The 23569-nt window shown below is 56.4% G+C and carries 22 protein-coding genes and 1 other RNA gene; 16 read left to right on the forward strand and 7 right to left on the reverse strand.

The features are described from left to right. Positions 1 to 25 precede the first annotated feature (25 nt). From efp to tkt, 5 genes are all read right to left on the reverse strand, one after another. Positions 26 to 592: an elongation factor P gene (gene efp, locus BC440_RS03670; protein ID WP_037990860.1), complete on the reverse strand. Its 567-nt coding sequence runs from the start codon at positions 590 to 592 to the stop codon at positions 26 to 28. Positions 593 to 788: 196 nt separating this feature from the next. After that, on the reverse strand, positions 789 to 1439 hold the full coding sequence (gene thiE, locus BC440_RS03675; protein ID WP_071239540.1) for a thiamine phosphate synthase: 651 nt from the start codon (positions 1437 to 1439) through the stop codon (positions 789 to 791). Positions 1440 to 1489: 50 nt separating this feature from the next. Continuing rightward, on the reverse strand, positions 1490 to 1924 hold the full coding sequence (locus BC440_RS03680) for a hypothetical protein (RefSeq protein WP_071239541.1): 435 nt from the start codon (positions 1922 to 1924) through the stop codon (positions 1490 to 1492). 91 nt (positions 1925 to 2015) lie between these two features. Then, the gene (gap, locus tag BC440_RS03685; protein ID WP_071239542.1) at positions 2016 to 3023 is read right to left on the reverse strand and encodes a type I glyceraldehyde-3-phosphate dehydrogenase; all 1008 of its coding nucleotides are present in this window, start codon (positions 3021 to 3023) and stop codon (positions 2016 to 2018) included. A 112-nt stretch (positions 3024 to 3135) separates the two neighbouring features. Next, a complete protein-coding gene (gene tkt / locus BC440_RS03690) occupies positions 3136 to 5118 on the reverse strand; it encodes a transketolase (protein ID WP_071239543.1) in 1983 nt (660 codons plus the stop codon). A gap of 478 nt (positions 5119 to 5596) precedes the next feature. Between tkt and BC440_RS03695 the strand changes: the two genes are divergently transcribed. From BC440_RS03695 to BC440_RS03710, 4 genes are all read left to right on the forward strand, one after another. Next, positions 5597 to 5863 (forward strand): DUF4164 family protein, encoded by a 267-nt coding sequence (locus BC440_RS03695; RefSeq protein ID WP_007092439.1) that lies wholly within the window; start codon positions 5597 to 5599, stop codon positions 5861 to 5863. 5 nt (positions 5864 to 5868) lie between these two features. Continuing rightward, positions 5869 to 6210 carry a cell division protein ZapA gene (locus BC440_RS03700; RefSeq protein WP_071239544.1) on the forward strand — a complete coding sequence of 114 codons (342 nt, stop codon included), beginning with the start codon at positions 5869 to 5871 and terminating at the stop codon, positions 6208 to 6210. 59 nt (positions 6211 to 6269) lie between these two features. Continuing rightward, positions 6270 to 6430, forward strand: a non-coding RNA gene (ssrS, locus tag BC440_RS03705) — 6S RNA. Between the two features lie 110 nt (positions 6431 to 6540). Next, positions 6541 to 7356 carry a TIGR00282 family metallophosphoesterase gene (locus BC440_RS03710; RefSeq protein WP_037990851.1) on the forward strand — a complete coding sequence of 272 codons (816 nt, stop codon included), beginning with the start codon at positions 6541 to 6543 and terminating at the stop codon, positions 7354 to 7356. Positions 7357 to 7484: 128 nt separating this feature from the next. On the opposite strand, the gene BC440_RS03715 is transcribed toward BC440_RS03710, so the two are convergent. Then, positions 7485 to 9704, reverse strand: coding sequence for a methyl-accepting chemotaxis protein (locus BC440_RS03715; protein ID WP_071239545.1), 2220 nt, complete (start codon positions 9702 to 9704; stop codon positions 7485 to 7487). A 363-nt stretch (positions 9705 to 10067) separates the two neighbouring features. Further along, positions 10068 to 12239: a methyl-accepting chemotaxis protein gene (locus tag BC440_RS03720; protein WP_071239546.1), complete on the reverse strand. Its 2172-nt coding sequence runs from the start codon at positions 12237 to 12239 to the stop codon at positions 10068 to 10070. A gap of 493 nt (positions 12240 to 12732) precedes the next feature. On the opposite strand from BC440_RS03720, the gene BC440_RS03725 reads away from it, so the two are divergent. From BC440_RS03725 to tilS, 12 genes are all read left to right on the forward strand, one after another. Next, positions 12733 to 13479, forward strand: a complete 747-nt coding sequence (locus BC440_RS03725) for a YebC/PmpR family DNA-binding transcriptional regulator (protein ID WP_007092141.1) — start codon at positions 12733 to 12735, stop codon at positions 13477 to 13479. 79 nt (positions 13480 to 13558) lie between these two features. Next, on the forward strand, positions 13559 to 14077 hold the full coding sequence (ruvC, locus tag BC440_RS03730; RefSeq protein ID WP_037987931.1) for a crossover junction endodeoxyribonuclease RuvC: 519 nt from the start codon (positions 13559 to 13561) through the stop codon (positions 14075 to 14077). After that, positions 14074 to 14772: a Holliday junction branch migration protein RuvA gene (ruvA, locus tag BC440_RS03735; protein WP_071239547.1), complete on the forward strand. Its 699-nt coding sequence runs from the start codon at positions 14074 to 14076 to the stop codon at positions 14770 to 14772. Before ruvC ends, ruvA begins: the two co-directional genes overlap by 4 nt. Further along, the gene (gene ruvB / locus BC440_RS03740) at positions 14769 to 15845 is read left to right on the forward strand and encodes a Holliday junction branch migration DNA helicase RuvB (RefSeq protein WP_007092138.1); all 1077 of its coding nucleotides are present in this window, start codon (positions 14769 to 14771) and stop codon (positions 15843 to 15845) included. The genes ruvA and ruvB overlap by 4 nt, the downstream gene beginning before the upstream one ends. Further along, a complete protein-coding gene (locus tag BC440_RS03745) occupies positions 15842 to 16303 on the forward strand; it encodes a YbgC/FadM family acyl-CoA thioesterase (RefSeq protein ID WP_071239548.1) in 462 nt (153 codons plus the stop codon). The genes ruvB and BC440_RS03745 overlap by 4 nt, the downstream gene beginning before the upstream one ends. Before the next feature lie 7 nt (positions 16304 to 16310). Continuing rightward, a complete protein-coding gene (tolQ, locus tag BC440_RS03750) occupies positions 16311 to 17042 on the forward strand; it encodes a protein TolQ (protein WP_007092136.1) in 732 nt (243 codons plus the stop codon). Position 17043: 1 nt separating this feature from the next. Beyond that, on the forward strand, positions 17044 to 17499 hold the full coding sequence (gene tolR, locus BC440_RS03755) for a protein TolR (protein ID WP_007092135.1): 456 nt from the start codon (positions 17044 to 17046) through the stop codon (positions 17497 to 17499). 6 nt (positions 17500 to 17505) lie between these two features. Further along, positions 17506 to 18462: an energy transducer TonB gene (locus BC440_RS03760; protein ID WP_071239549.1), complete on the forward strand. Its 957-nt coding sequence runs from the start codon at positions 17506 to 17508 to the stop codon at positions 18460 to 18462. 49 nt (positions 18463 to 18511) lie between these two features. Next, complete coding sequence (gene tolB / locus BC440_RS03765; protein ID WP_007092133.1) at positions 18512 to 19882, forward strand: Tol-Pal system beta propeller repeat protein TolB; 1371 nt, start codon at positions 18512 to 18514, stop codon at positions 19880 to 19882. Between the two features lie 129 nt (positions 19883 to 20011). Beyond that, positions 20012 to 20509, forward strand: coding sequence for a peptidoglycan-associated lipoprotein Pal (gene pal / locus BC440_RS03770; RefSeq protein WP_007092132.1), 498 nt, complete (start codon positions 20012 to 20014; stop codon positions 20507 to 20509). 355 nt (positions 20510 to 20864) lie between these two features. Continuing rightward, positions 20865 to 22052, forward strand: coding sequence for a tol-pal system protein YbgF (gene ybgF, locus BC440_RS03780; RefSeq protein ID WP_071239551.1), 1188 nt, complete (start codon positions 20865 to 20867; stop codon positions 22050 to 22052). A gap of 10 nt (positions 22053 to 22062) precedes the next feature. Then, positions 22063 to 23535, forward strand: coding sequence for a tRNA lysidine(34) synthetase TilS (gene tilS, locus BC440_RS03785; protein WP_071239552.1), 1473 nt, complete (start codon positions 22063 to 22065; stop codon positions 23533 to 23535). Positions 23536 to 23569: the final 34 nt, after the last annotated feature.

Genomic DNA, 23569 nt, shown 5'->3' on the forward strand with positions numbered 1-23569 from the left:
AAGGAAGGCCTAGGGACGAATGTCCTTAGTCTTTTGCACGCTCGAGATAGGTGCATTCGGTCGTGTTCACGACAACGCGCGTACCGGATTCAATATGCGGCGGAACGAGAATGCGAACGCCATTATCAAGAACGGCCGGCTTGAAGGAAGAAGACTGGGTCTGCCCTTTGACAACCGCGTCGGCTTCGACGATCTGGCAGACAACATGTTCGGGCAGGGTAACGGCAAGCGGTTCGCCTTCGAAGGATTCGATGGTAACAACCATTCCATCCTGAAGGAATACTGCCGGTTCGCCGACGAGTTCTGCATTGACTGTGATCTGTTCGAAAGTTTCGCTGTCCATGAAGGTGATCATGTCACCATCGGCAAACAGATAGGTATATTCATTCTGTTCCAGACGAACACGTTCGACGGTTTCCGACGCCCGGAAACGTTCGTTCAGCTTGGTGCCGGTACGAATGTCTTTGAGTTCAACCTGGTTAAACGCACCGCCTTTACCCGGCTTCACAGCCTGGCATTTTACCGCACGCCACAGGGCACCTTTATGTTCGATAAGGTTACCCGGACGGATTTCGTTGCCGTTGATTTTCATGGCACCAACCGTTCTTTCAGATCACAGATTCACGATGTAAGCGGGACACCTGTCCCATTAAAGTCGGGCTTAACTACCAGTTTGGCGAATTTGCTGCAAGCAGATTGATCAGGGTTTGCGTGCATGGCAAACCGTCATTCGCGCATGGCTGTCGCGAAATCGCCTAGGTCAAAAGGGTATTGAACCGCGTCGGGTTTCAGTCCGAAGCAGCAGCAATCGCGGCCTTGATTGCCTTCGCCCCGGCCTCTGGGCCGTCCGGATGGTTCCAGACTCCGCCCGTGACGGCAATGAAATCGGCACCGGCTTCGACGATCGGGCCAAGGTTATCAGCCGTGATACCGCCAATCGCGACACAGGGGACGGTTGTAAAGGTCGTCCAGATTTCGATGATTTCCGGGGTGACGCTGGTTTTGGCTTCTTTGGTCTGGGTCGGATAGAACGCGCCAAACGCGACGTAATCAGCCCCTTTTTCGCCAAGTTCCATGGCGCGGTGGCGGCTGTCATAGCAGGACACGCCGACAATGTGTTCCTCGCCCATGATGGCGCGCGCCTCGGCGTAGCTGGCGTCTTCTTCGCCGACATGCACACCGTCAGCGCCCGATTTTTTGGCAATGTCAGGGCGGTCATTCAGGATCAGGGGAATGTCGCGTTCTGAGCACAGCGGCAGGATCGCATCAATCGCCTTGCGGATTTCATCATCGGAAACGTCTTTGAGACGAAGCTGCAGACAATCAATCGCACCGGTATCAAGCACGGATTTCAGAAGGTCCGGAAATACGGCGAGATCGATTTTTGGCGGTGTCAGAAGATAAAGGCCGGTTTGGTCGTCTGCGTTCACGATGGTCATTCCTGATCAAAAACTGCGTATCATGTAACGTTTCATCACCCTTTTGGCAATCACCCAGCCAAAAACGCCGAAAGCCGCCGGTCCAGTTCCGCATCGGGCAGATGATCGTCACCGGTTTCGTAAATCCGGTCCGGGTCGGGCAGGGTGGTGATGACCCGGCATCCCGACTTCGAGCCGAGATTTTCAAGCCGGGTTTTCAGATCATCGGGTAGATCGTCATCAATCAGGACCGCATCAATTCCGGCCTCCATCGCGGCCAAGGCCGATGCGCGACGTCCGCGACAATCAAGGATGCCGTGGATGAGGGCATCAGGAAAGTCGGTTCGTAATCTGGCGATCAGGGTGGCAAACCATTGTGCACCAAGCGACGCCCCGGCATTTTCCGGCGACAGCAGATTGATCCGCGCACGCCCTGCAACGCGGCAGGCCGATTGCCCGCCTGCCATGCCATGAATGCGAATGAAAAGGTTTGTGGTGTCTTTCATCGGGGCAAAATATCACCGGGTCGGGATTTGCCAAACAGAAAGGGCGACCCGAAGGCCGCCCTTGATCCGGATAGATACCTTCAAGTTCCGATTAAAGGAACTTTGCCATTGCAACGGCGGTATCAGACATACGGTTCGAGAAGCCCCATTCGTTGTCGTACCAGGACAGGATACGGACGAAGTTGCCGCCGATAACCTGGGTCTGGGTGACATCAAAGGTCGAGCTGTTCGGGTTGTGGTTGAAGTCAATCGAGACCAGCGGAGCTTCGCAAACGCCCAGAACGCCTTTGAGCGGGCCGTTTGCGGCGTCCTTGATCGCGGCATTGATTTCATCAGCCGTGGTGTCGCGACCGGCAACGAAGGTCAGGTCAACCATCGAAACGTTCGGGGTCGGGACACGGATGGCGGTGCCGTCAAGCTTGCCTTTGAGTTCCGGCAGAACCAGACCGACGGCCTTGGCCGCACCGGTCGAGGTCGGGATCATCGAAAGCGATGCTGCACGGGCGCGGCGCAGATCCTTGTGCAGGCTGTCGACCGTGTTCTGGTCGCCGGTGAAGGCGTGAACGGTGGTCATGAAGCCCTTGGTGATGCCAACGGTCTTGTTCAGAACGTCTGCAACCGGTGCCAGACAGTTGGTGGTGCAGGACGCGTTCGAAACTATGATGTCGGATGCGGTCAGGGTATCGCTGTTGACACCGTAAACGACGGTTTTGATGTCGCCCTTTGCCGGGGCGGAAATCAGAACGCGTTTGGCACCGGCGGTCAGGTGTTTGCCTGCACCCGCTTCGTCAAGGAAGATGCCGGTGCATTCGAATGCGATATCGACATTCAGTGCGCCCCACGGCAGGTTCGCCGGATCGCGTTCCGAGCAGACCTTGATCGCCTTGCCGTCGATGACAAGGTCGTTGCCTTCGGCTTTGACGTCATTTGCCAGAACGCCATGAACGGAATCGTATTTCAGAAGATGTGCGTTGGTGGCGACGTCACCCAGGTCGTTGATGGCCACGACTTCAACATCGGTACGGCCGCTTTCAACGATGGCACGCAGAACCAGACGGCCAATACGACCAAAACCATTAATCGCTACGCGAATAGCCATTCATCCCTCCAAAATTATGATGATTGGTACCTGGGGAGTATCAATCACGGCTTGGGGTTTAACCCCATAGAAAAAAGGCCGGATCGGCATATTACCGATCCGGCCCCTTGAATTAAACGAGTTCTTTGGCCGCCTTGACCAGCGCCTCGGCGGTGATGCCGAAATGCTCGTAAAGGACTTCGGCCGGTGCCGAGGCACCAAAGCCGTGCATGCCAATGACTTTGCCGTTGTCGCCAACGTATTTCTCCCAGCCGAAGACCGACAGGGCTTCGATGGCGATACGCGGTTTGTCGCCAAGGACTTCCTTGCGGTATTCCGGTGACTGTGCGTCGAACAGTTCCCAGCTTGGCAGGGAGACGACGGCGGCATTGATGCCGTCGGCCTTGAGTTTCGCCTGGGCGTTTACGGCAATTTCGACTTCGGAGCCGGTCGCGATCAGGGTGACCTGACGATCACCGTCGCAATCGGAAATCACGTAACCGCCGCGCGCGACAAGGTTGTCTTCGCGGTATTCGGTGCGCAGGGTCGGCAGGTTCTGACGGGTCAGCGCCATGACGGTCGGACCGGTTTCGTTGGTGATTGCCATTGCCCATGCTTCGGCGGTTTCAACCGCATCGGCCGGACGGATGACCGTAACGTTCGGCATCGCGCGCAGTGATGCAACATGTTCAACCGGTTGATGGGTCGGGCCGTCTTCGCCAAGACCGATGGAATCGTGGGTCATGACATAGACAACGCGCTGGTTCATCAGGGCTGAAAGGCGGATTGCCGGGCGGCAATAGTCGGTAAAGACCAGGAAGGTGCCGCCATAAGGCAGAACGCCGCCATGCAGGGCAAGGCCATTCATGGCCGCCGCCATGCCGTGTTCACGGATACCGTAATAGATATAGCCGCCATGATAGCCGCCATCAGCGGTGATCGGGGCCTGAACGCCGGTTTTGGTGTTGTTCGAACCGGTCAGGTCGGCAGAGCCGCCGATCATTTCCGGGATTGCCTTGGTCAGAACTTCAAGAACGTTCTGGGACGATTTGCGGGTTGCGACTTTCGGCAGTTCAGCGGTGATCTGCTTTTTGTAGTCGTTGAACGCATCGATCCAGTTTTCCGGCAGTTTGCCTTCGACGCGGCGTTCGAATTCGTCCTTGAGGGAGGCTTCGAGATTTTCGAAACGCGCACCCCATGCATCGAAATCGGCCTTGCCACGCGCACCGGCATTGCGCCATGCGCCGAGAATGTCGGCGGGAATGTCGAACGGCTCAGACGTCCAGCCAAGTTTTTCACGCGCACCGGCAAGTTCGGTCGCGCCAAGCGGCGAACCATGCGTTGCCGAGGTGCCACCCTTGGTCGGAGCGCCAAAACCGATAACGGTTTTGCAGGCGATCATCGAGGGGGTATTGGTGGTTTTTGCCTTGGCAATCGCGGCTTCGATGGCGACCGGATCGTGGCCGTCAATCTGCTGCACGTCCCAGCCGGCGGCTTCGAAACGTTTTTTGTGATCTTCGGACGTCGAAAGCGAGGTCGGGCCGTCAATCGAAATGCCGTTATCGTCAAACAGGACGATCAGTTTCGACAGTTTCATGTGACCGGCCATCGAAATGGCTTCCTGGGAAATGCCTTCCATCAGGCAGCCGTCACCGGCAATCACATAGGTGAAGTGATCGACAACATCATTGCCAAAGCGCGCATTCATGATGCGTTCGCCAAGCGCGAAACCAACCGAGGTCGCAATGCCCTGACCCAGCGGGCCGGTGGTGGTTTCGATACCGGCACCATGGCCGAATTCCGGGTGACCGGCAGTACGCGAACCCATCTGACGGAAATTCTTGATCTGATCCAGATCGAAATCTTCGTAACCCGTAAGGTGCAGAAGCGAATAAAGCAGCATTGAGCCGTGACCAGCGGACAGGATGAAACGGTCGCGGTCGGGCCAGTGCGGGTGCTTTGGATCAAATTTCAGGAATTTGGTATAAAGAACAGTCGCGACGTCTGCCATGCCCATCGGCATGCCGGGATGTCCGGAATTGGCTTTTTCGACGGCGTCGGCCGAAAGAAAGCGGATGGCATTGGCCATGCGGTTGTGTTCTGTTTGCGTCGTCATTGGATGCGGTTCCTGGGGGTTTCGCGGTCGGGCGATGAAAACACTTTTGATACATGTATTCCATGTTAACGGAATTCGCGCGGAACATGCCCGTACGGGGGGCATCCGTCAACCGCTTCTGTCGAAAAACTGCGCCAATTGTCCTAATTGTGGTTAACGAAAACGACAAACATGCCGGGTTGCCAAGGTGCATGTTGACGCGTCCTGATCCTGCCCCCTATGTTGCCGTTTGGCCCGGCGTTCCCTGTATCCTTTCGGTTCGGTGAACGGAGCGGGTAACGTTGCGCATGTCATGACGGGCTTTTCCATACGGTTTCCGGGCATTATTCCGTGGGGCAGATATTTGATGCCACGGGTTTGTTCGGCAACAAATCAGCCTTTTTCATGACAAAGTCGGTTGGCAGGGTGGCCAATCTTGCGATTGGGTACGGGTTTTGCCTGTGCCGACCGGGTAGTTTAACAAAGCTGGATATTGAATATGTCGCGTTTGCTAGAAGCGAGTATCCGACTTAAAGCGGCCATCGACAGTCTTGATGCTGCCGTGGAGTCGCGTATGGCCAAGGATATCGGAAATCAATCCGATGCTGCCGGTGAAGTCGAAACCCTGAAAAGCCAGCTGGCAGCCGTGCGTCAGGATTATGACAAGCTCGCAACAGCAACCCAGACCGTCTCGGCCCGTCTTGACGGTGCCGTGGGGCAGTTGCGTCTGGTCCTTGATGATGATCGCGAACAAAGGCAGGCATAAATTCCATGGCACAGGTTTCAGTACGAATTAACGGGCGCAGCTATGATGTTGCCTGCGACGATGGTCAGGAAGAACGCCTGATGAACCTTGCGCAATATGTCGATGAGCGGGTTCGCGAGATTGCCGGTGCGGTTGGCCAGATTGGCGAACAGCGCCTTTTGGTGATGACCAGTCTTCTGATTGCCGACGAGCTGGGCGACATGCATGAAAAATTGCGCAAGGGCCAGACAGCCGTCGAACCGGAACCCGGCAGCGTAAGTGCGGCCGAAGGTGACGCGATTGCGGAAAACATGGAAAGCATGGCTGTTCGCATCGAAGCTATTGCGCAAAAGCTTTCGCAGGACTAAGTTCCGGACGCTGACTGTTTTCGATGCGCCGTTCGCGGTGATCGGGTGCAGCGGCAAATCGGGGGCTGCCCTGTTCGTCAGGTTCGCTAATTCCCGGGGCCGATGCTCATTTCTCTAGGGAGCTGTCCCTGTCGAGGCCGTGGTCTCGTTATACGGCGCCCACCTGCACACGCAGGTCACGAGGAATTACCACATGGCCAACGGCAGCGGTGGCTCCCACTTAATTCATATCCCCAATTTATCTATGTTGTGCATCAATCGGTGCGTCTGACAGGGGCATCGGTTACAGGCATGTCCGGATTTCGGGCGTGCGACGAAACGGGAAATACAATGCGTTTACTCCATCTTGGCGACGTTCTTGGCCAATCCGGTCGTACTGCAGCACTTGAAGCGTTACCGATGCTGCGGGACCGTCTTTCGGTCGATGTTGCCGTGGTGAATGTGGAAAATTCGGCGCACGGTTTTGGTGTGACGGCGAAAATCTGCAAGGAATTCTATGATGCCGGTGCCGATGTTCTGACGACGGGCAACCATGTCTGGGACCAGCGCGAAATCATTGCCTATATCGATGAAGATGAAAAACTGCTGCGCCCGTGGAACTTCCCCGACGGGACACCGGGCAAGGGCGATTATGTTTTCAAAACCCGTTCGGGCAAAAAAGTTTGCGTTGTTAACATGATGGGGCGGTTGTTCATGGACCCGCTTTCGTGCCCGTTCCAGGGCGCGAACAAACTTTTTGCCAAACACAGGCTTGGCAAGAATGTTGATGCGATCATCATCGATTTCCATGCCGAAACCACGTCGGAAAAGATGGCGTTTGGCCATCATTGCGACGGGCGGGCATCGCTTGTTCTGGGGACGCACACCCATGTGCCGACGGCGGATGCCCAGATATTGCCGGGCGGAACGGCCTATCAGACCGATGTTGGCATGTGCGGCGATTTTGATTCCGTGATCGGGATGAAAAAGGAAAATTCGGTCCGCAAATTCATCACCAAAATGCCGACCGGCCGGTTCGAACCGGCAGACGGCCCGGCAACGGTGTGTGGTGTTTATGTCGAAACCGACGATGCCACCGGCCTTGCCAAACGGATCGAGCCGGTCCGGATCGGCGGGCGGCTTAAGGGCAGCTGGCCCAGCGCGTAAAATCCAAACATTTTCAATATGTTGAAATCCTGCCTGCATGGGCGGGGACGATCATGCCAAAGCGACAAAAAAAATGAAAGGCCCGCCGGATGGCGGGCCTTTCAGCACAAAAAGACAGTCGGTTGTGATCAGGCTGCGCGACTGCGGGCCTGCTGGCGAAGGTCTTCGAGGATGCCGTTGATGCGGGCACGCAAGGCTTCGACCTTGTGCGAGGCATCCTGTGCTGTGGTCAGGACTTCGCCCGACAGTTGACCGGTTTTGCCGGTTTCACTTGCCACATCATTGATCGAGGCGGAAACGGTGCGGGTGCGATCAGCCGCACTACGCACGTTGCGCGTGATCTCGTCGGTTGCCGCACCCTGTTCTTCGACCGCGGCCGAAATGGTGGTGGCAATCTCGTTGATGTTTTCGATGATGCGACCGATATCCTCGATGGCGGTAACGGATTCCCCGGTCGCCTTCTGGATGCCGGAAATCTGACCGGCAATTTCTTCGGTCGCCTTTTCGGTCTGGTTGGCGAGGTTTTTGACCTCGGCGGCGACAACCGCAAAGCCCTTGCCCGCATCGCCGGCACGTGCCGCTTCGATGGTGGCGTTAAGGGCCAGAAGGTTGGTCTGTTCGGCGATGTCGGTGATCAGTGCGATGACCTCGCCGATGCGGTTTGCCGATTGCGACAGGCTGACCACCAGCTGGTTGGTTTCCTGTGCGCGGTCGGCGGCATTGTTGGAAATGCGGGTCGATTCCGCCATCTGGCGGTTGATTTCCGCGTTTGAGGCCGAAAGCTGTTCGGTGGCGGCAGCAACGGTTTCGACGTTGCCGGTGGCTTCCTGGGCCGAAGATGCGACATCTTCGGTCTGGCCGGAAACCAGTTCGGCACTCTGGCTCATCTGGCCCGACACACCCTGAAGCTGTTCGGCGAGGGCGGCGATTTCACCGACCGCACTTTCGACTTCGTTTTGCAGGGTATCGGCAAGGCCAAGCAGTTCATCGCGGAGTGCTTCGTTGCGTTCACGGTTCAGGCGTTCTTCTTCGGCCTGAAGTTCACGCACCTTAAGGGCGTTGTCCTTGAACACCTCGACCGCGCGGCCCATGGCGGTGATTTCGTCATTGCCCTTGACCGGGACGTCGATATCAAGATTGCCATCGGCCAGTGTGACCATGGTGGTTTGCAGACCTGCCAGACGACGCAGAAGGTTGCCACGCACATAGACCACATAAATGATCAGCGAGATCAGGATGGCCGCACCGGCAACGCCATACATGATCTGCGAGCTTTGCGCATTCAGGGTCTGGGCCGATCCGGCGGCCGCGTCGACATCCGATTGCAGGCTTTCGACCAGTGCCTTGACGCTGTTTTCCATGTCAGCGGCGTATTGGGTGCTTTGATCGACGATCTGCTGCTGGGTTGCGGCGGCTTCAAGATACTTGATCCGCAAGTCAGGAAGACTGCCATCGCCAATAGAGAGTTCAAGCATGTCACTGACGATGTTGGAGTAGAACTTTTTGAGTTTTTCGTTGTCGAGACCTTCGATCAATTTTTGCAGCGATGTGAAGCTGCCGCGGACCTGCACGCTGATGACCGAAAGCCGGGTCGGGTCGTCGAGCGAGCTTGATGTCAGGATCGTGTTGACGATGTCGCTGCCCATCCGGCTGAGTTCAAGAACCGGTCCGCGCGATGCAACGGCATCGTCAAGGTCATAAAGCAGTTTGGTTGTGCGGACCTGATCTTCGTAGGGCAGGGGATCGCCTGATTTGCGCAGATCTTCGACGGAGGCATTGATCCCGGCAATGGTTGTCTGGGTGAAAGACAGGAGCGGGGTGATCATGCTGCTGTAACGCCCGCTTAGCTGCTGAAACTTGTTCAGTTTTCCGGCAATGTCATCGGCGATGGCAAACCGGTTCAGGGTCATTGCATGCAGATTTTCCAGCGCGTCGCGCAGATTGGCACTGTTGGTATCTATACCATCGAGAATTTCGGCTTGAAGATTTGTTTCGCGCAATTGCGCGACATTTTCGTCAAGCGCGGCCAGCAGCGTATCAAGTTCTGCTTTGACAGCCTGTTCTTCGTCGGGGGTTTTCGATGCGATGATCCGCGGCGCGATGGCCACGATCTTTGCACTGTCGGTCGCGAGTTGTTGTGCCGAAAACATCGGCGGCAGTTTCGAATGCGTGATGTCCGCAAGTTCGGAGCCGAACTTGTCGAAGGATATGACGGCGACGGTGGCCGCCACGACGGCCATCAGGCCGACAAGTGCAAATGATGCCGCCAGTTTCCCCTGAACGCCGAAGCCTTTTGCGGTCTTGTTGACCGGCTTCTGGCGATCATCAGATTTGATAGTCTTTCCCATTACTCACCTAACCCCGATTACGCATAAGCAGTGCACCGGCATCTGTCATGCCGGTAACACGCGTCTGTTTGATTTTCCTGGATGAAACCTTCCTGTGGTTTCCGCATTCGGGGAGTCCCGCGATATCGGTTAGGAACGATAAGGATGCGCGACAATTGAAGGCGGAAGTTCTTGTTTTTCTTATGTTGAAAATTTCTATAGCACACGCGCCGGTGCAGAATAACCCAAATGTTTCTCTAATGTGGCAGCCCTGTCCATCTGGATAAGTCCTTTGTACAAAAGCTTGTGGCCATTCTGACCAATAGAAAAGGCCCGCCGGGTGGCGGGCCTTGCACAGAAGAAGGTTTGGCAGATTTCGGCAGATCAGGAGGCGCGATCACGTGCCTGCTGACGGAGATCCTCGAGGATGCCGTTGATCCGCGAACGCAGATTTTCGACCTTTTCGGATGCGGTCTGTGCCGTTGCCAGAACCTGACCGGAAAGTTCGCCGGTTTTGCCGGTTTCACTTGCCACATCATTGATCGAGGACGAAACGGTGCGGGTGCGATCAGCCGCACTACGCACGTTGCGCGTGATCTCGTCGGTTGCCGCACCCTGTTCTTCGACTGCAGCCGAAATGGTTGTGGCAATCTCGTTGATGTTTTCGATGATGCGACCGATATCCTCGATGGCGGTAACGGATTCCCCGGTCGCCTTCTGGATGCCGGAAATCTGACCGGCAATTTCTTCGGTCGCCTTTTCGGTCTGGTTGGCGAGGTTTTTGACCTCGGCGGCGACAACCGCAAAGCCCTTGCCCGCATCGCCGGCACGTGCCGCTTCGATGGTGGCGTTAAGGGCCAGAAGGTTGGTCTGTTCGGCGATGTCGGTGATCAGTGCGATGACCTCGCCGATGCGGTTTGCCGATTGCGACAGGCTGACCACCAGCTGGTTGGTTTCCTGTGCGCGGTCGGCGGCATTGTTGGAAATGCGGGTCGATTCCGCCATCTGGCGGTTGATTTCCGCGTTTGAGGCCGAAAGCTGTTCGGTGGCGGCAGCAACGGTTTCGACGTTGCCGGTGGCTTCCTGGGCCGAAGATGCGACATCTTCGGTCTGGCCGGAAACCAGTTCGGCACTCTGGCTCATCTGGCCCGACACACCCTGAAGCTGTTCGGCGAGGGCGGCGATTTCACCGACCGCACTTTCGACTTCGTTTTGCAGGGTATCGGCAAGGCCAAGCAGTTCATCGCGGAGTGCTTCGTTGCGTTCACGGTTCAGGCGTTCTTCTTCGGCCTGAAGTTCACGCACCTTAAGGGCGTTGTCCTTGAACACCTCGACCGCGCGGCCCATGGCGGTGATTTCGTCATTGCCCTTGACCGGGACGTCGATATCAAGATTGCCATCGGCCAGTGTGACCATGGTGGTTTGCAGACCTGCCAGACGACGCAGAAGGTTGCCACGCACATAGACCACATAAATGATCAGCGAGATCAGGATGGCGGCGATGGCGACAACGGCCAGTGCCGTCAGGCTCTGTTTTTCGACGACTTTTGCCTGTGTGGCGGCGTCATCGACTTCGGAGTTCAGGGCGGCGACCAGTTCGGAAACGCCGCTGCGCATTGCGTTGGCGTATTCACCGCTCTGGATGACCAGACGCTGGCTTTCCTCGGCGGCGGCAAGTTCGCGTTTGCGAAGCTCCGGCAGGCTGTCATCCCCGACCGAGAGCTTCTGCATCTTGTCGATCAGTTCGACATAGAAGTTCTTCAGGCGCTCGTTCCCGATGGAATCAAGGGCGGCCAGTGCATCGGCATAGGTGCCGCGAATACGCACCGGAATGATCGACAGACGCACGGCCTGTGTTTCGGTGGTTGACGCGATGATCATGTTGGCAGCAGACGAACCAAGACGTTCGATTTCCAGAACCGGTGAACGTGCGCTGATGGCCTCGTTCATCTTGATGAAGTTTTCAATGACTTCTTCGGTGCTTGCCGTGTATTTGGCGGACGGATCGTCCTTTAATGACTGCGCATAGGCGTTGCCCTGCGCGATGTCATTCTGAGTATAGGACAGAACCGGTTTCAGCGTATCGCCATAGCGTTTTGCAAGGTCCTGGAACTCGCTTAGTTTTTCGGCCTTTTCGGTCGAAATGGCAAAACGTTCCTGGGTGACTGTGTGCAATTGACCAAGGGTGTCCTGCAACTGAATGCGGTTGTCATTGATCGTGGCAATCACGTCGGGCATGAAGCCGGTTGATTCGATTTCGTTGATCTTGTTGACCAGTTCCAGCAGGCGGAAATCAAGTTCTTCCTTGATCGCCAGTTCTTCATCTGTGGAATTGGATGCGACGATGCGCGGCGCAATCGCGACGATTTCCGCGCTTTCGGTCGCCAGTTGCTGTGCCGCGGCGATCGGCGGCAGTTTTTCTTCTGTAATGGTGGTCAGAGCTTCGCCGAACTTGTTGAAAGACACGGCACCCACAACGGCAGAAACCACCGCCATCAATCCGACCAATGCAAACGATATCAGAAGTTTGCTTTGGACCCCGAACTTAATTCCCATTCTGTCCTACCTTCTTGTGCTGTTTTCCCCGAGCGGCTTCTGTGTCCGTCCGGGTTTCTTGGATCAGGCAACGGGTGTTTTGTTCTTTTCGTCGCCCAGTTTGTAACCCCCGAAGAGTTATACTTTAGAGTTATTTTTTCTTATTAAGGGACATTATTGAAATATTATTCACAGAACTGCAAGGCGTAAGCAGTTCTGCGACAAAAAATCACGGTTAAATCCATAAGTTGTATAAATCAGAGGTGATGCGCCCGCGGTTTCGGTGCGCGCCGGTTGATGAATGCGGGCAGATGACGGATAGCTGGACCTTGAAGCGCAAACAGGATATAGGAGCGGTCGAAATTTCTGCCTGTCAGTTTGTCCGGTCCGGTTCGGTCCGCCGGACTGGCGCGCAATCATCGCGAGACCGGTCTGCGCGGGAAGATCCCGCAGTTACCGGCCGGTGCCCGATTTGCACTGATCGACAACACGAAAAGAATACAGGTTTCAGGTTATGGCCGGCCATTCCCAATTTAAGAACATCATGCACCGCAAAGGCGCGCAGGATAAAAAGCGCGCCAAAATCTTCACCAAACTCGCCCGTGAAATCACGGTTTCGGCGAAAATCAGTGATGATATCAACAGCAACCCGCGTCTGCGTGCAGCGATTGCCGCCGCGCGTGTGCAGAACATGCCCAAAGACAACATTGATCGCGCGATTAAAAAGGCGACCGGTGCAGGCGAGGGCGACAATTATGAAGAGGTCCGTTACGAGGGCTACGGGACGGCCGGTGTTGCCGTGATCGTCGAGGCGCTTACGGATAACCGCAACCGTACCGCATCCGAAGTGCGTGCCGCATTCGCCAAAAGCGGTGGAAACCTTGGTGAAACCGGTTCGGTCGGCTTCATGTTCAACCGTCTTGGCGAAATCGTTTATCCGGCGGACAAGGCCGGTGCGGATGAAATGTTTGAGGCCGCCCTTGAAGCAGGGGCTGCAAACGTGGAATCGGATGATGAGAGCCACGTCATCGAAACCGAGATCGAAGAGCTTAACAATGTGCGTGAAGCGCTGACCGAGAAGTTCGGGGATCCGGAAAGTGCGAAGCTTGTCTTCCGCGCGGTGACCGAAGCCGACATCAGCATCGATCAGGCACAGAGCATCATGAAGCTTGTTGATGCGCTTGAAGATAACGATGATGTCCAGAATGTCTGGACCAACGTTAACTGGACCGACGAGATCGCTGCTGCGCTTGATAACTGATTACGCTTGCTTACGCCCGTCATTCCCTTTTGAATGACGGGCGTATTTTATTTTGCTTATGATAATAAGGTGAGGCGACGTGGTCAGGGTTCTAGGTATCGATCCCGGTCTTCAACGCACGGGCTGGGGGGTGATCGACCTTACAGACAACCGGATGCGTCATGTTGCCAATGGTGTCGTGACCTCGACACAGTCGCTATCGCTGGCGGAACGGCTTGATCAGCTTCATAGCGGGCTTATGGACGTGATTGCGGCCTGGACGCCCGATGAGGCCGCGGTCGAGGAAACCTTCGTTAACAAAAACCCTGTTTCGACGCTTAAACTGGGGCAGGCGCGCGGTGTTGCGCTGCTTGCGCCAGCACGTTGTGGCATTCCGGTAACGGAATATACACCCAATGCCGTCAAAAAGACGGTGGTGGGTGCGGGTCATGCGGCCAAGCAGCAGGTTGAAATGATGGTATCCACCCTGCTGCCGGGATGTCAGATCCATGGCGCAGATGCGGCCGATGCACTGGCGGTTGCGATTTGTCATGCACAACATGCCGGAACCCGCGCGCTTGCGGGGATAACAGCCGGACCGGGGAGAAAATACAGGTGATCGCAAAACTTCGCGGAATTGTCGATTTCATTGGCGAGGACAGTGTCATCATCGATGTGAACGGGGTCGGATACCTTGTTTTTGCGTCGCGCAGAACATTGACCATGCTGCCGCCAAAAGGCGGCGAGGCGGGCTTGATGATCGAAACCCATGTCCGCGAAGATCACATTCATCTTTATGGTTTTGCCGATAACGCCGAAAAGCAGTGGTTTGCCCTTTTGACGACGGTTCAGGGGGTGGGGGCCAAGGTTGCGCTGGCCCTTTTGTCGGTTTTAAGCCCGACCGATCTTTTGCGTGCGATTGCCGCGCAGGATACCACGGCCCTTTGCCGGGCACCGGGGATTGGCCCGAAGGTGGCGACCCGTGTTGTGGGTGAACTGAAAGACAAGGCCGCGCGCCTTAACCTTGGCCCGGTTGCGGCCCCGGCGGCACCTGTGGCACCGCCCGCCGCAACTTCGTCAAAAAAATCTGCAAAATCGGCCAAACCGCTTGCTGATGTGAGCATCGACAAAGCCGATGCCGCGCCGGTTGTCGATGATGGCGCGGTTCTGGCCGATGCGGTTTCAGCGCTGGTCAATCTGGGCTATGGCCGGTCCGAGGCATTTGGCGCGGTTGGCAAGGCCGCCCAGCAGGCCGGTGAGGACAAGACACTTGATAGCCTGATCCGTCTGGGATTGAAGGAGCTTAGCGCGTGAGCGAGGAAGAAGACCGTTTGCTTAGCGGGGAACGCCGCGAAGAGGATTATCAGGACGGCTCTTTGCGCCCGCGTCGGCTGGACGATTTTACCGGCCAGAAAGAAGTGCGCGAAAATCTTGATGTGTTCATTCAGGCCGCGCGTGGCCGCGAAGAGGCCATGGATCATGTGCTGTTTTTCGGGCCTCCGGGCTTGGGGAAAACGACACTGTCGCAGATTGTTGCCAGCGAGCTTGGCGTCGGTTTCCGGGCGACGTCCGGTCCGGTGATCGCCAAGGCCGGTGATCTTGCCGCCCTTCTGACCAATCTTCAGCCGCGCGATGTTCTGTTTATTGATGAAATCCATCGCCTGAACCCGGCGGTCGAGGAAATTCTGTATCCGGCGATGGAAGATTTCCAGCTTGATCTGATCATCGGCGAGGGACCGGCTGCACGTTCGGTGCGGATTGATCTGCCGCCCTTTACGCTTGTCGGGGCAACGACACGGTCGGGGCTTTTGACGACGCCGCTTCGTGACCGGTTTGGTATTCCGTTGCGGTTGCGATTCTATGAGCCCGAAGAGCTGGTCGAGATCGTGGCGCGCGGTGCGCGGTTGCTGAGTTTCGATATGACGCGTGAAGGGGCGATGGAAATTGCCCGCCGGTCACGGGGAACACCACGTATTGCCGGGAGGTTGTTACGCCGGGTGCGTGATTTTGCGGTGGTTGCCGGAAAATCGCCCGTCGATAAATTCATCGCCGATGCGGCGCTAACACGGCTTGAGGTCGATAACCTTGGCCTTGATAGCCAGGACCGGCGTTATCTGAACTGTATTGCAGGGAATTACGGCGGCGGGCCAGTTGGTGTCGATACGCTGGCAGCCGCCCTGTCGGAAGAACGTGACACGATTGAAGACGTGATCGAACCGTATCTTTTGCAGCAGGGATTGATACAGCGCACCCCGCGGGGCCGGATGCTGGGCATCAAGGGATACAAGCATCTTGGGCTGGTGCCACCGCGCGAAGGCAATGGTGTGCCGTTGGCGGACCTGTTTGATCAGCGCGCGACCAAGGCCGCAGACGGGACAGAGGAATGACGAATAAGTGCGAAAACAGCCTGCTCGGTCATATCGAGGGCAAGCGGCATATTTTCCCGTTAATGGTGTTTTACGAGGATACCGACGCAGGTGGAATTGTATATCACGCCAACTATCTCGCCTTTGCCGAGCGGGCACGTTCAGCGATGCTTAACCTGTTGGGCGTTAGCAATAGTAGCCTTGCAGAGCGCCACAAAGTTGCCATAGCCGTTCGACACTGTACGCTCGATTTTCGCCGGGCGGCCCGGTTGGAAGACAGGCTGATTGTGGATACTCGGCTGATCAAACTGGGGGGCGCGTCGCTGGGATTCGAACAGAAGATCATGCGGGACGGCGAGGTGCTCGTGGTTATCGAGATATATCTCGCCTGCGTGTCGCTGCAAGAGTTACGGGCGCAACGGATGCCCGATGAATTGAGAACGGCTTACGCAACCTATCTGGATGTGAACGAGGACTGAAGAGAATATGGAAAATCAGGTGGTCGACGCGGTAACGCTGGGGCAGTCGGTCATGGCCCATGACATGTCCATGTGGGGTCTGTTCATGCAGGCCGGGATTGTCGTCAAAACGGTGATGATCGGGCTGATGCTGGCATCGGTTTGGGTCTGGGCAATTGTCATTGAAAAGCTGATCCGGTTGCGCAAATTGCGCGCCCAGGCAAACACATTTGAAGAAGCCTTCTGGTCGGGCGGGTCGCTTGAAGACCTGTATGACCGAATTGCTGATCAGCCGCGCGATCCGATGTCGGCGATTTTCGTTTCGGCCATGCGCGAATGGCGTCGTTCGAACGCGCGCGGGGTCAAGGGCGAAACAATGCGCGCCCGCCTTCAGCAGCGCCTGGAACGGTCGATGGAAATCACGCTGGGCCGTGAAATGGACCGGGTTGAACGTTATATGACCTTCCTTGCGTCTGTTGGCTCGACCGCACCGTTTGTCGGCCTGTTCGGGACGGTCTGGGGGATCATGGTTTCCTTCCAGGCGATTGCGGCCTCGAAAAACACGTCGCTTGCGGTTGTCGCACCGGGGATTGCCGAGGCACTGCTTGCAACGGCGATGGGCCTTGTCGCGGCAATTCCGGCGGTGGTGGCCTATAACAAGATTTCCAGTGACCTGAACCGGTATGGCAATCGCCTTGAAGCGTTTGTTGACGAGTTCACGTCGATCCTGTCACGCCAGCTTGACGACGCGAGAGACTGATATGGGCGCTCAACTCGCATCCGGATCCGGCGGAGGACGCCGCCGCGGTCGCCGCAGCAACCGCCGCCGCGCCATGAGCGACATCAACGTCACCCCGATGGTTGACGTGATGCTTGTTCTGCTGGTGATTTTCATGGTGGCGGCACCTTTGATGACGGTCGGTGTCGAAGTGGACCTGCCGGAAACATCGGCCGCCCCGATGACCGGTCAGGACGAACCGCTTGTCGTATCGGTCACGGGGGATGGCACCCTTTATATCATGGACAGTGAAGTCGCCCAGGACACGCTGGTCGAAAAGCTTTCGGCCATTACCGAGAATAAACGAGATACCCGTATTTTCGTGCGCGGTGACCGGGCAATTGATTATGGCCGTGTGATGGAAGTCATGGGCCTGATCAACGAGGCCGGGTTTAGCAAAGTTGCGCTGATCGCGGAGCTGCCCGCAAAGGGCAAGTAAACCGACATGTTTCGCAGTGTTCTGATTTCTCTGGCAGCCCACCTGGTGATCTTTCTGATTGCCTGGTTAGGCCTGCCGGAACTGTTCGAGGAAACGCCGCTGGAACTGCAATCGATTTCGGTCGAGGTGGTGACAGTCGATGAATTCTCGGCTGCTCCGACCAAGGCGCTGCCAAAGCCGAAAGCCGAAGAAAAGCCGAAACCGAAACCGGTTGCAAAGCCAGAGCCAAAGCCGGTTCCGAAGCCGGAACCCAAACCGACCCCTAAACCGGAACCCAAGCCTGCGCCAAAGCCAGAGCCCAAGCCGGAACCGAAGCCTGAGCCGAAACCGGAGCCGAAGGTCGAGCCCAAACCACAGCCGAAACCGGAACCCAAACCCGTTCCGAAACCGGAAGTGAAGAAGGAACCGACCCCGACCCCGGAAAAGCCGAAACCAAAGCCGGTTGAGGCCAAAAAGCCAGAGCCAAAGCCGGAGCCGAAGCCCGAGCCGAAGAAGCAGCCCGACCCGGAGCCGAAGCGGACACTTGCCGATATTCTGAAGGATGTGCGCAAAACCGAACCGAGCGCACAGCCGACACCACAGGATACACCGGAAGATACGCCCGAAGACAATGCAAGCGAGGTGGTTGCGACCCGTCTGGACGCGCGTTTGACTATGAGCGAGCTTGACGCCGTCAAAAGACAGATCGAACGCTGCTGGAGCCCACCGGCCGGAGCCAAGGAAGCCGGGAACTTTGCGGTCGAAATACATGTCAGTGCCAATCCGGACGGCACCGTCCGGCAGGCACGAATTAGCAACTCTGGCGAGATTGGTGGTGATCCTTCACGCCGTACGATTGCAGAAAGTGCTCTTCGAGCTGTGCTAAATCCGCAATGCAGTCCTCTAAAACTGCCGCTGGATAAATACGAAATGTGGCGCACATTCACGTTCAATTTTGACATGCGTGAAATGCTGGGCCTGTAATGAATAAAATCATAAGTCCCTCAAAACGCGTGGAAAATAGCGAGGCAGGATGACCATCAAGACCAACGCATCAAAACGAGATTGGGTTACACGCAGTCTGGCCGGACTGTGTGCCCTTGCCGTTGTCGCTGGCCTGGCCGTTGTACCCTCGGCACCGGCGCATGCCGAACTCCGTATCGACATCACCCGGGGTGAAGTCAAACCGATGCCGATTGCCGTTACCCGTTTCCCGGGTGAAGGTGTTTCGGAAACCGAAGTCGGTCAGAACATCACGTCGGTGATCAGTGCCGATCTGGCGCGATCGGGTCTGTTTGCGCCAATTGACGAAAAAGCCTTTATCCAGAGTGCCAGTTCGCTGGCGGTCAATCCGAACTTTGCCGAGTGGCGCGCGATCAATGCGCAGGCACTCGTCAATGGCCGGGTTGTTACCGAACCGAACGGGCTTCTGCGTGTCGAATTCCGCCTTTGGGATGTTCTGGCTGAAAACCAGATGGCAGGGGTGGCCTATCGCACCCAGCCGAACAACTGGCGGCGTATCGCACACAAGATTGCCGACGAGATCTATAAACGCATTACCGGGGAATCGGGTTATTTCGATACCCGTATCGTTTATGTCTCCGAATCGGGCCCGGGCGATAAACGCGTCAAGCGGCTGGCCATCATGGATCAGGACGGTGCGAACCACCGTTTCCTGTCGGACGGCAAGTTTCTTGTTCTGAACCCGCGTTTTTCTCCGACGGCCCAGGAAGTGGTTTATATGTCGTACTTCAACGATAAACCACGTGTCTATGTTCTGGATATCGATACCGGCGAGCTTGAATTGCTTGGCGATTTCCCGGGCATGACCTTTGCCCCGCGTTTTGCCCCAGACGGCAATTCCGTGGTGATGTCCCAGGCTTTGGACGGCAATAGTGAAATCTACCAGCTGGATCTGCGTACGCGCGAAAAACGCCAGTTGACGCGGCATCCTGCAGTTGATACATCGCCGTCATATTCTCCTGATGGTTCGCGCATTACGTTCAACTCGGACCGTAGCGGATCACAGCAACTTTACGTGATGAATGCGGATGGAAGCGGTGTCCAGCGCATCAGTTTCGGTGGTGGTCTTTATGCCACACCGGTCTGGTCGCCACGCGGTGACCTGATCGCATTCACCAAGTCACAAGGAGGTCGGTTCTATATCGGTGTCATGCGTCCAGATGGCAGTGGAGAGCGGCTTTTGGCCGAGGGCTTCCTTGTCGAAGGCCCGACATGGGCACCGAACGGAAGAGTGTTGATGTATCACCGCCAGCACCCGTCCAGGGACGGGACCAAGGATCGCTATCGTCTGTATTCGATCGATTTGACCGGTTTTAACGAGCGCGAGATCGTGACACCGGCGGATGGATCGGATCCGGCATGGTCACCCTTGATTCCCTGATATCTCAAGAGTATAGTCATCGCGAAGCACTGAATGCGATTCGCATTAATCGCGGGCATTTTCGGTGTCGCGAGACATGGAAAACACCACAATCGGGCGAATGCGTCCGGTGTTAAGGGGAAAACTTAAATGAAACTTCGGATTCTGAGTGTTTTTGCTGCTGCCGCACTTCTGGCTGCCTGTGAAACCGCACCTGACAGCTCGGCAACTTCTGCTGGCGAAGGTGTTTCGACCACCAATCAGCCGTCTTCCACTTCGAGCACGCTTTCGGAAAGCAGCCCGGAATGGTTCGCGGTTAATGTTGGCGATCGCGTATTCTTTGGCTTCGACAAATATGACCTGTCGGGCGAAGCACGCCGTACGCTGGAACTTCAGTCTGCCTGGCTGAAAAAATACCCGCAGTACAAAGTGGTTGTCGAAGGCCATGCCGACGAACGCGGTACCCGTGAATACAACCTTGCACTGGGTGAGCGTCGCGCGAACTCCGTGAAAGATTACCTCGTTGCGCTTGGCATCGATCCGTCACGTGTCGAAACCATTTCTTATGGTAAAGAACGTCCGGTCGCGCTTGGTCACGACGAAGAAAGCTGGGCTAAAAACCGCCGCTCTGTTTCGGTTATCCGTTAAGCGCGTGCAGGTGAAAGCCTGAATTTCAAGGCGCCTGTTCCGAAAGGGACAGGCGCCTTATTTTTGCCGCCTCAAAATGTTGCAACATAGGGTCAGAACCCCCTAATTTGATTGGAATGGCAGGTGTTATATTTGCGAAATCCAAGGAAAAGCCCGCGGTGCGGGTTGGCATCCCGGACAAGGGATTTGACGTCGGAGTTCGCAAATATAACACCTGTCCTTCGGATCAATCAGATTTGCACGGGCTACTTTGTCGCAAAACCTTGAAAGATATATATCTTCCTGCGATTTTGCTTCGCGTATCCGCACAAATCTGATTGACCATTGCAACCAAATTAAGGGGTTCTGACCCTGGATGTTCCTTGATGATATCAGGAATGTGATGTTCGAAATTACGACGAAGGACCCGAAAATGATCCGAGTTGGCCCGAAAACCGGTTATCGCAATGACGCCCTGCCGTACCAGATTTCCGCAGCGGCGCATTCACCAACCGTTGGGGGAAAACAGGGGGCGCTGCGCCGTCGCCCGGTCGGCTATCTGTCGGTGTTTGCCGTCGCGGCGCTGCTGGGGATGACTGTTCCTGGCGGTGCACCGGTACGGGCGCAAGAATCCAACATGACCCGTCAGGTCGAACAGTTGCGCAAGGATCTTGATCTGTTGCAGCGTTACGTCTACCGCGAGGGTGTTCCTTCGGGTGGTGTTGCCGATGGTGGTTCAAGTGATGGAAGTCCGGCCGCGGCGCGCCAGCAGGTTCAGATCAACGAGATCGAACGCGCGGTGACCCAGCTTACCGGCCAGATCGAAGAATTCGACTTCCGCATTCGCAAGATTGAAGATCGCCTTGACCGTCTGGTTTCCGATGTTGATTTCCGCCTTGGTCAACTTGAAGGTGGCGCCAATGCTGGTGGCACGCAGACTGGTGCTGTTGCCCCATCGGCGGCGGCCGGAGCGGCGGCAAACGGTGCGAGCGCATCGAATGCCCAGCCAAATACCGCCGGTACGGGGCAACGGGTTGATGACCGTGGTACCCAATTGTTCGGTGTGATCGAGAATGAAGGTTCGCCGCCCTCTGTTCCGTCCGGCCCATCCAATACAGGGGCAGGTAGGCAGGCACCTGCCGCGGCCGCATCTGGTGGCAGTGGTGCCCTTCCGGCCGGGACACCGGAAGAACAGTATCGTTATGCTTTTGATCTTTTGCGCAAACAGAACTTTGCGGCGGCGGAAACCGCCCTTGCCGCGTTTGTCAAAAGCCATCCGGACAATGCATTGGCCGGGAATGCGCAATACTGGCTTGGCGAAACGTTTTATGTTCGCGAACAGTATGATCAGGCGGCTGTCGCGTTTACCGAAGGTTTCCAGACCTATCCCGATAGCAGTAAAGCGGCCGATAACCTGCTTAAACTTGGCATGTCGCTTGGCAATCTGGGCAAGAAGGACGATGCCTGCACGACGTTTGGCCATCTGATTTCAAACTTCCCGAATGCGTCGGCGGTCGTGCTTGACCGTGCCCGTCAGGAACGCAAGAACCGCGGCTGTTCCTGATCGCAGTCTGATGGCAGACCAATCTGAAAATATGATCAATCCCGATCCGGCGTCCGATGGAACCCCATTGGACGCCGTTGTCTTTTCGCGCCTGATGAATGTTTTTGGCCCGTTTGAAGATCGGCCGAAAATTGCCGTGGCGGTTTCGGGTGGCGCGGACAGCATGGCGTTGGCGTTACTGGCGCATGAATGGTGCGGGTCAAAGGGCGGCGAATTGACCGCCATCACGGTTGATCACGGCCTGCGTGCGGAGGCGGCAGAGGAAGCGATCCGGGTTGGGGAGCAGCTTCGAAAACATGGCATTGATCATCGTATTTTGCGCTGGGACGGGGCCAAACCGCAAAGTGGTATTCAGGAAGCGGCGCGCAAGGCCCGCTATGACCTGCTGGACCGCGCGTTGGGGGAAATGGGCATCCTGCACCTTTTGGTCGCCCATCATCGCGATGATCAGCATGAAACGCTTGTGATGCGGCAACAGCGCGAGAGTGGCGTGATCGGCCGGGCCGGGATGGCGGCGCGGCGTTATCTGCGCAATGCAAGAGTGTTGCGGCCTTTGCTGCCCGTGGCCAAGGTTGATCTGATTGCAACGCTTCGGACCCGCCAGCAGGACTGGATCGAAGACCCGTCCAACCGCAATGTCCGTTTTGAGCGCGTGCGCATCAGACACAACCCGATGATGGACGGCCCGAAAAAAGAGATGGTTCAAAGCGGTGCCGATGCACGCCAGACCGCGGAATACCGGATTGCCGATCTTCTGGCATCGGCAGTGCAGATTACAAATTGCGGTATTGCACGTATCGATTATTCGAAATGGCGGGATGTTGGCGGTGATGAAGTAACCGCACGCTATGCCCTTGGGCATATTGTCCGGGTGGTTGGCGGGGAAAATTATATGCCGGCACTGGGCGCGTTGACGGCGGCCCTGCTGCAAATCAACGAGAAGGAAGATGCGCGGGTCAGTCTGGGCGGATGCGTGTTGCATCGCCGGGGAGGCATTTTGCTGGTTTATAGAGAGATCGGGCGCGTGGATGCCCATCCGGTTCGCATCAACGCCGATTGGATGCGCGATGGTTTCGGGCAGCGTTGGGACAATCGGTTCGAGCTGTTTTTCGCAGATCATGGCGCGGGGGTAACCGCGGATTACAGTGATTTGGGGCGGTTTGTGATTGCGCCGCTGTCGGCTTGTGATGCGTTTCACACGCGTGCCTTTCGGACCGCCATTGGCAAAATCGCGCCATTTGTGGATCATTTACCGCGCGCGGCCCTTGCATCCATACCCGCACTTTATGATAAAGAAGTTCTGCTTTCCGTTGGCGGGCTTGAGGTTTCAGGCATTTCCGACGTATTATCCGCCGCCGGTTGCCGCACGGCCCCGATGGGGGTAGAAAACGCAATCGGCATGCGATGGCGGTTTGCACCCCCGACACCTTTGTGGGAAAGTGGGTTTAAATCGTCGCCGAAACCCGACGTCCTACTTGCGTAAAGGTACCTTATCATTATCTGATGGTCAGGCCGTG

This window comes from Thalassospira sp. MIT1004 (genome assembly GCF_001858545.1).
Taxonomy (GTDB): Bacteria; Pseudomonadota; Alphaproteobacteria; order Rhodospirillales; family Thalassospiraceae; genus Thalassospira; species Thalassospira xiamenensis.

Excerpts from the sequence above, each read along its gene's own strand:
- efp (WP_037990860.1), bottom strand. The coding sequence starts at position 592 with ATGAAAATCAACGGCAACGAAATCCGTCCGGGTAACCTTATCGAACAT.
- thiE (WP_071239540.1), bottom strand. The coding sequence starts at position 1,439 with ATGACCATCGTGAACGCAGACGACCAAACCGGCCTTTATCTTCTGACA.
- BC440_RS03680 (WP_071239541.1), bottom strand. The coding sequence starts at position 1,924 with ATGAAAGACACCACAAACCTTTTCATTCGCATTCATGGCATGGCAGGC.
- gap (WP_071239542.1), bottom strand. The coding sequence starts at position 3,023 with ATGGCTATTCGCGTAGCGATTAATGGTTTTGGTCGTATTGGCCGTCTG.
- tkt (WP_071239543.1), bottom strand. The coding sequence starts at position 5,118 with ATGACGACGCAAACAGAACACAACCGCATGGCCAATGCCATCCGCTTT.
- BC440_RS03695 (WP_007092439.1), top strand. The coding sequence starts at position 5,597 with ATGTCGCGTTTGCTAGAAGCGAGTATCCGACTTAAAGCGGCCATCGAC.
- BC440_RS03700 (WP_071239544.1), top strand. The coding sequence starts at position 5,869 with ATGGCACAGGTTTCAGTACGAATTAACGGGCGCAGCTATGATGTTGCC.
- BC440_RS03710 (WP_037990851.1), top strand. The coding sequence starts at position 6,541 with ATGCGTTTACTCCATCTTGGCGACGTTCTTGGCCAATCCGGTCGTACT.
- BC440_RS03715 (WP_071239545.1), bottom strand. The coding sequence starts at position 9,704 with ATGGGAAAGACTATCAAATCTGATGATCGCCAGAAGCCGGTCAACAAG.
- BC440_RS03720 (WP_071239546.1), bottom strand. The coding sequence starts at position 12,239 with ATGGGAATTAAGTTCGGGGTCCAAAGCAAACTTCTGATATCGTTTGCA.
- BC440_RS03725 (WP_007092141.1), top strand. The coding sequence starts at position 12,733 with ATGGCCGGCCATTCCCAATTTAAGAACATCATGCACCGCAAAGGCGCG.
- BC440_RS03745 (WP_071239548.1), top strand. The coding sequence starts at position 15,842 with ATGACGAATAAGTGCGAAAACAGCCTGCTCGGTCATATCGAGGGCAAG.
- tolQ (WP_007092136.1), top strand. The coding sequence starts at position 16,311 with ATGGAAAATCAGGTGGTCGACGCGGTAACGCTGGGGCAGTCGGTCATG.
- tolR (WP_007092135.1), top strand. The coding sequence starts at position 17,044 with ATGGGCGCTCAACTCGCATCCGGATCCGGCGGAGGACGCCGCCGCGGT.
- BC440_RS03760 (WP_071239549.1), top strand. The coding sequence starts at position 17,506 with ATGTTTCGCAGTGTTCTGATTTCTCTGGCAGCCCACCTGGTGATCTTT.
- tolB (WP_007092133.1), top strand. The coding sequence starts at position 18,512 with ATGACCATCAAGACCAACGCATCAAAACGAGATTGGGTTACACGCAGT.
- pal (WP_007092132.1), top strand. The coding sequence starts at position 20,012 with ATGAAACTTCGGATTCTGAGTGTTTTTGCTGCTGCCGCACTTCTGGCT.
- ybgF (WP_071239551.1), top strand. The coding sequence starts at position 20,865 with ATGTTCCTTGATGATATCAGGAATGTGATGTTCGAAATTACGACGAAG.
- tilS (WP_071239552.1), top strand. The coding sequence starts at position 22,063 with ATGGCAGACCAATCTGAAAATATGATCAATCCCGATCCGGCGTCCGAT.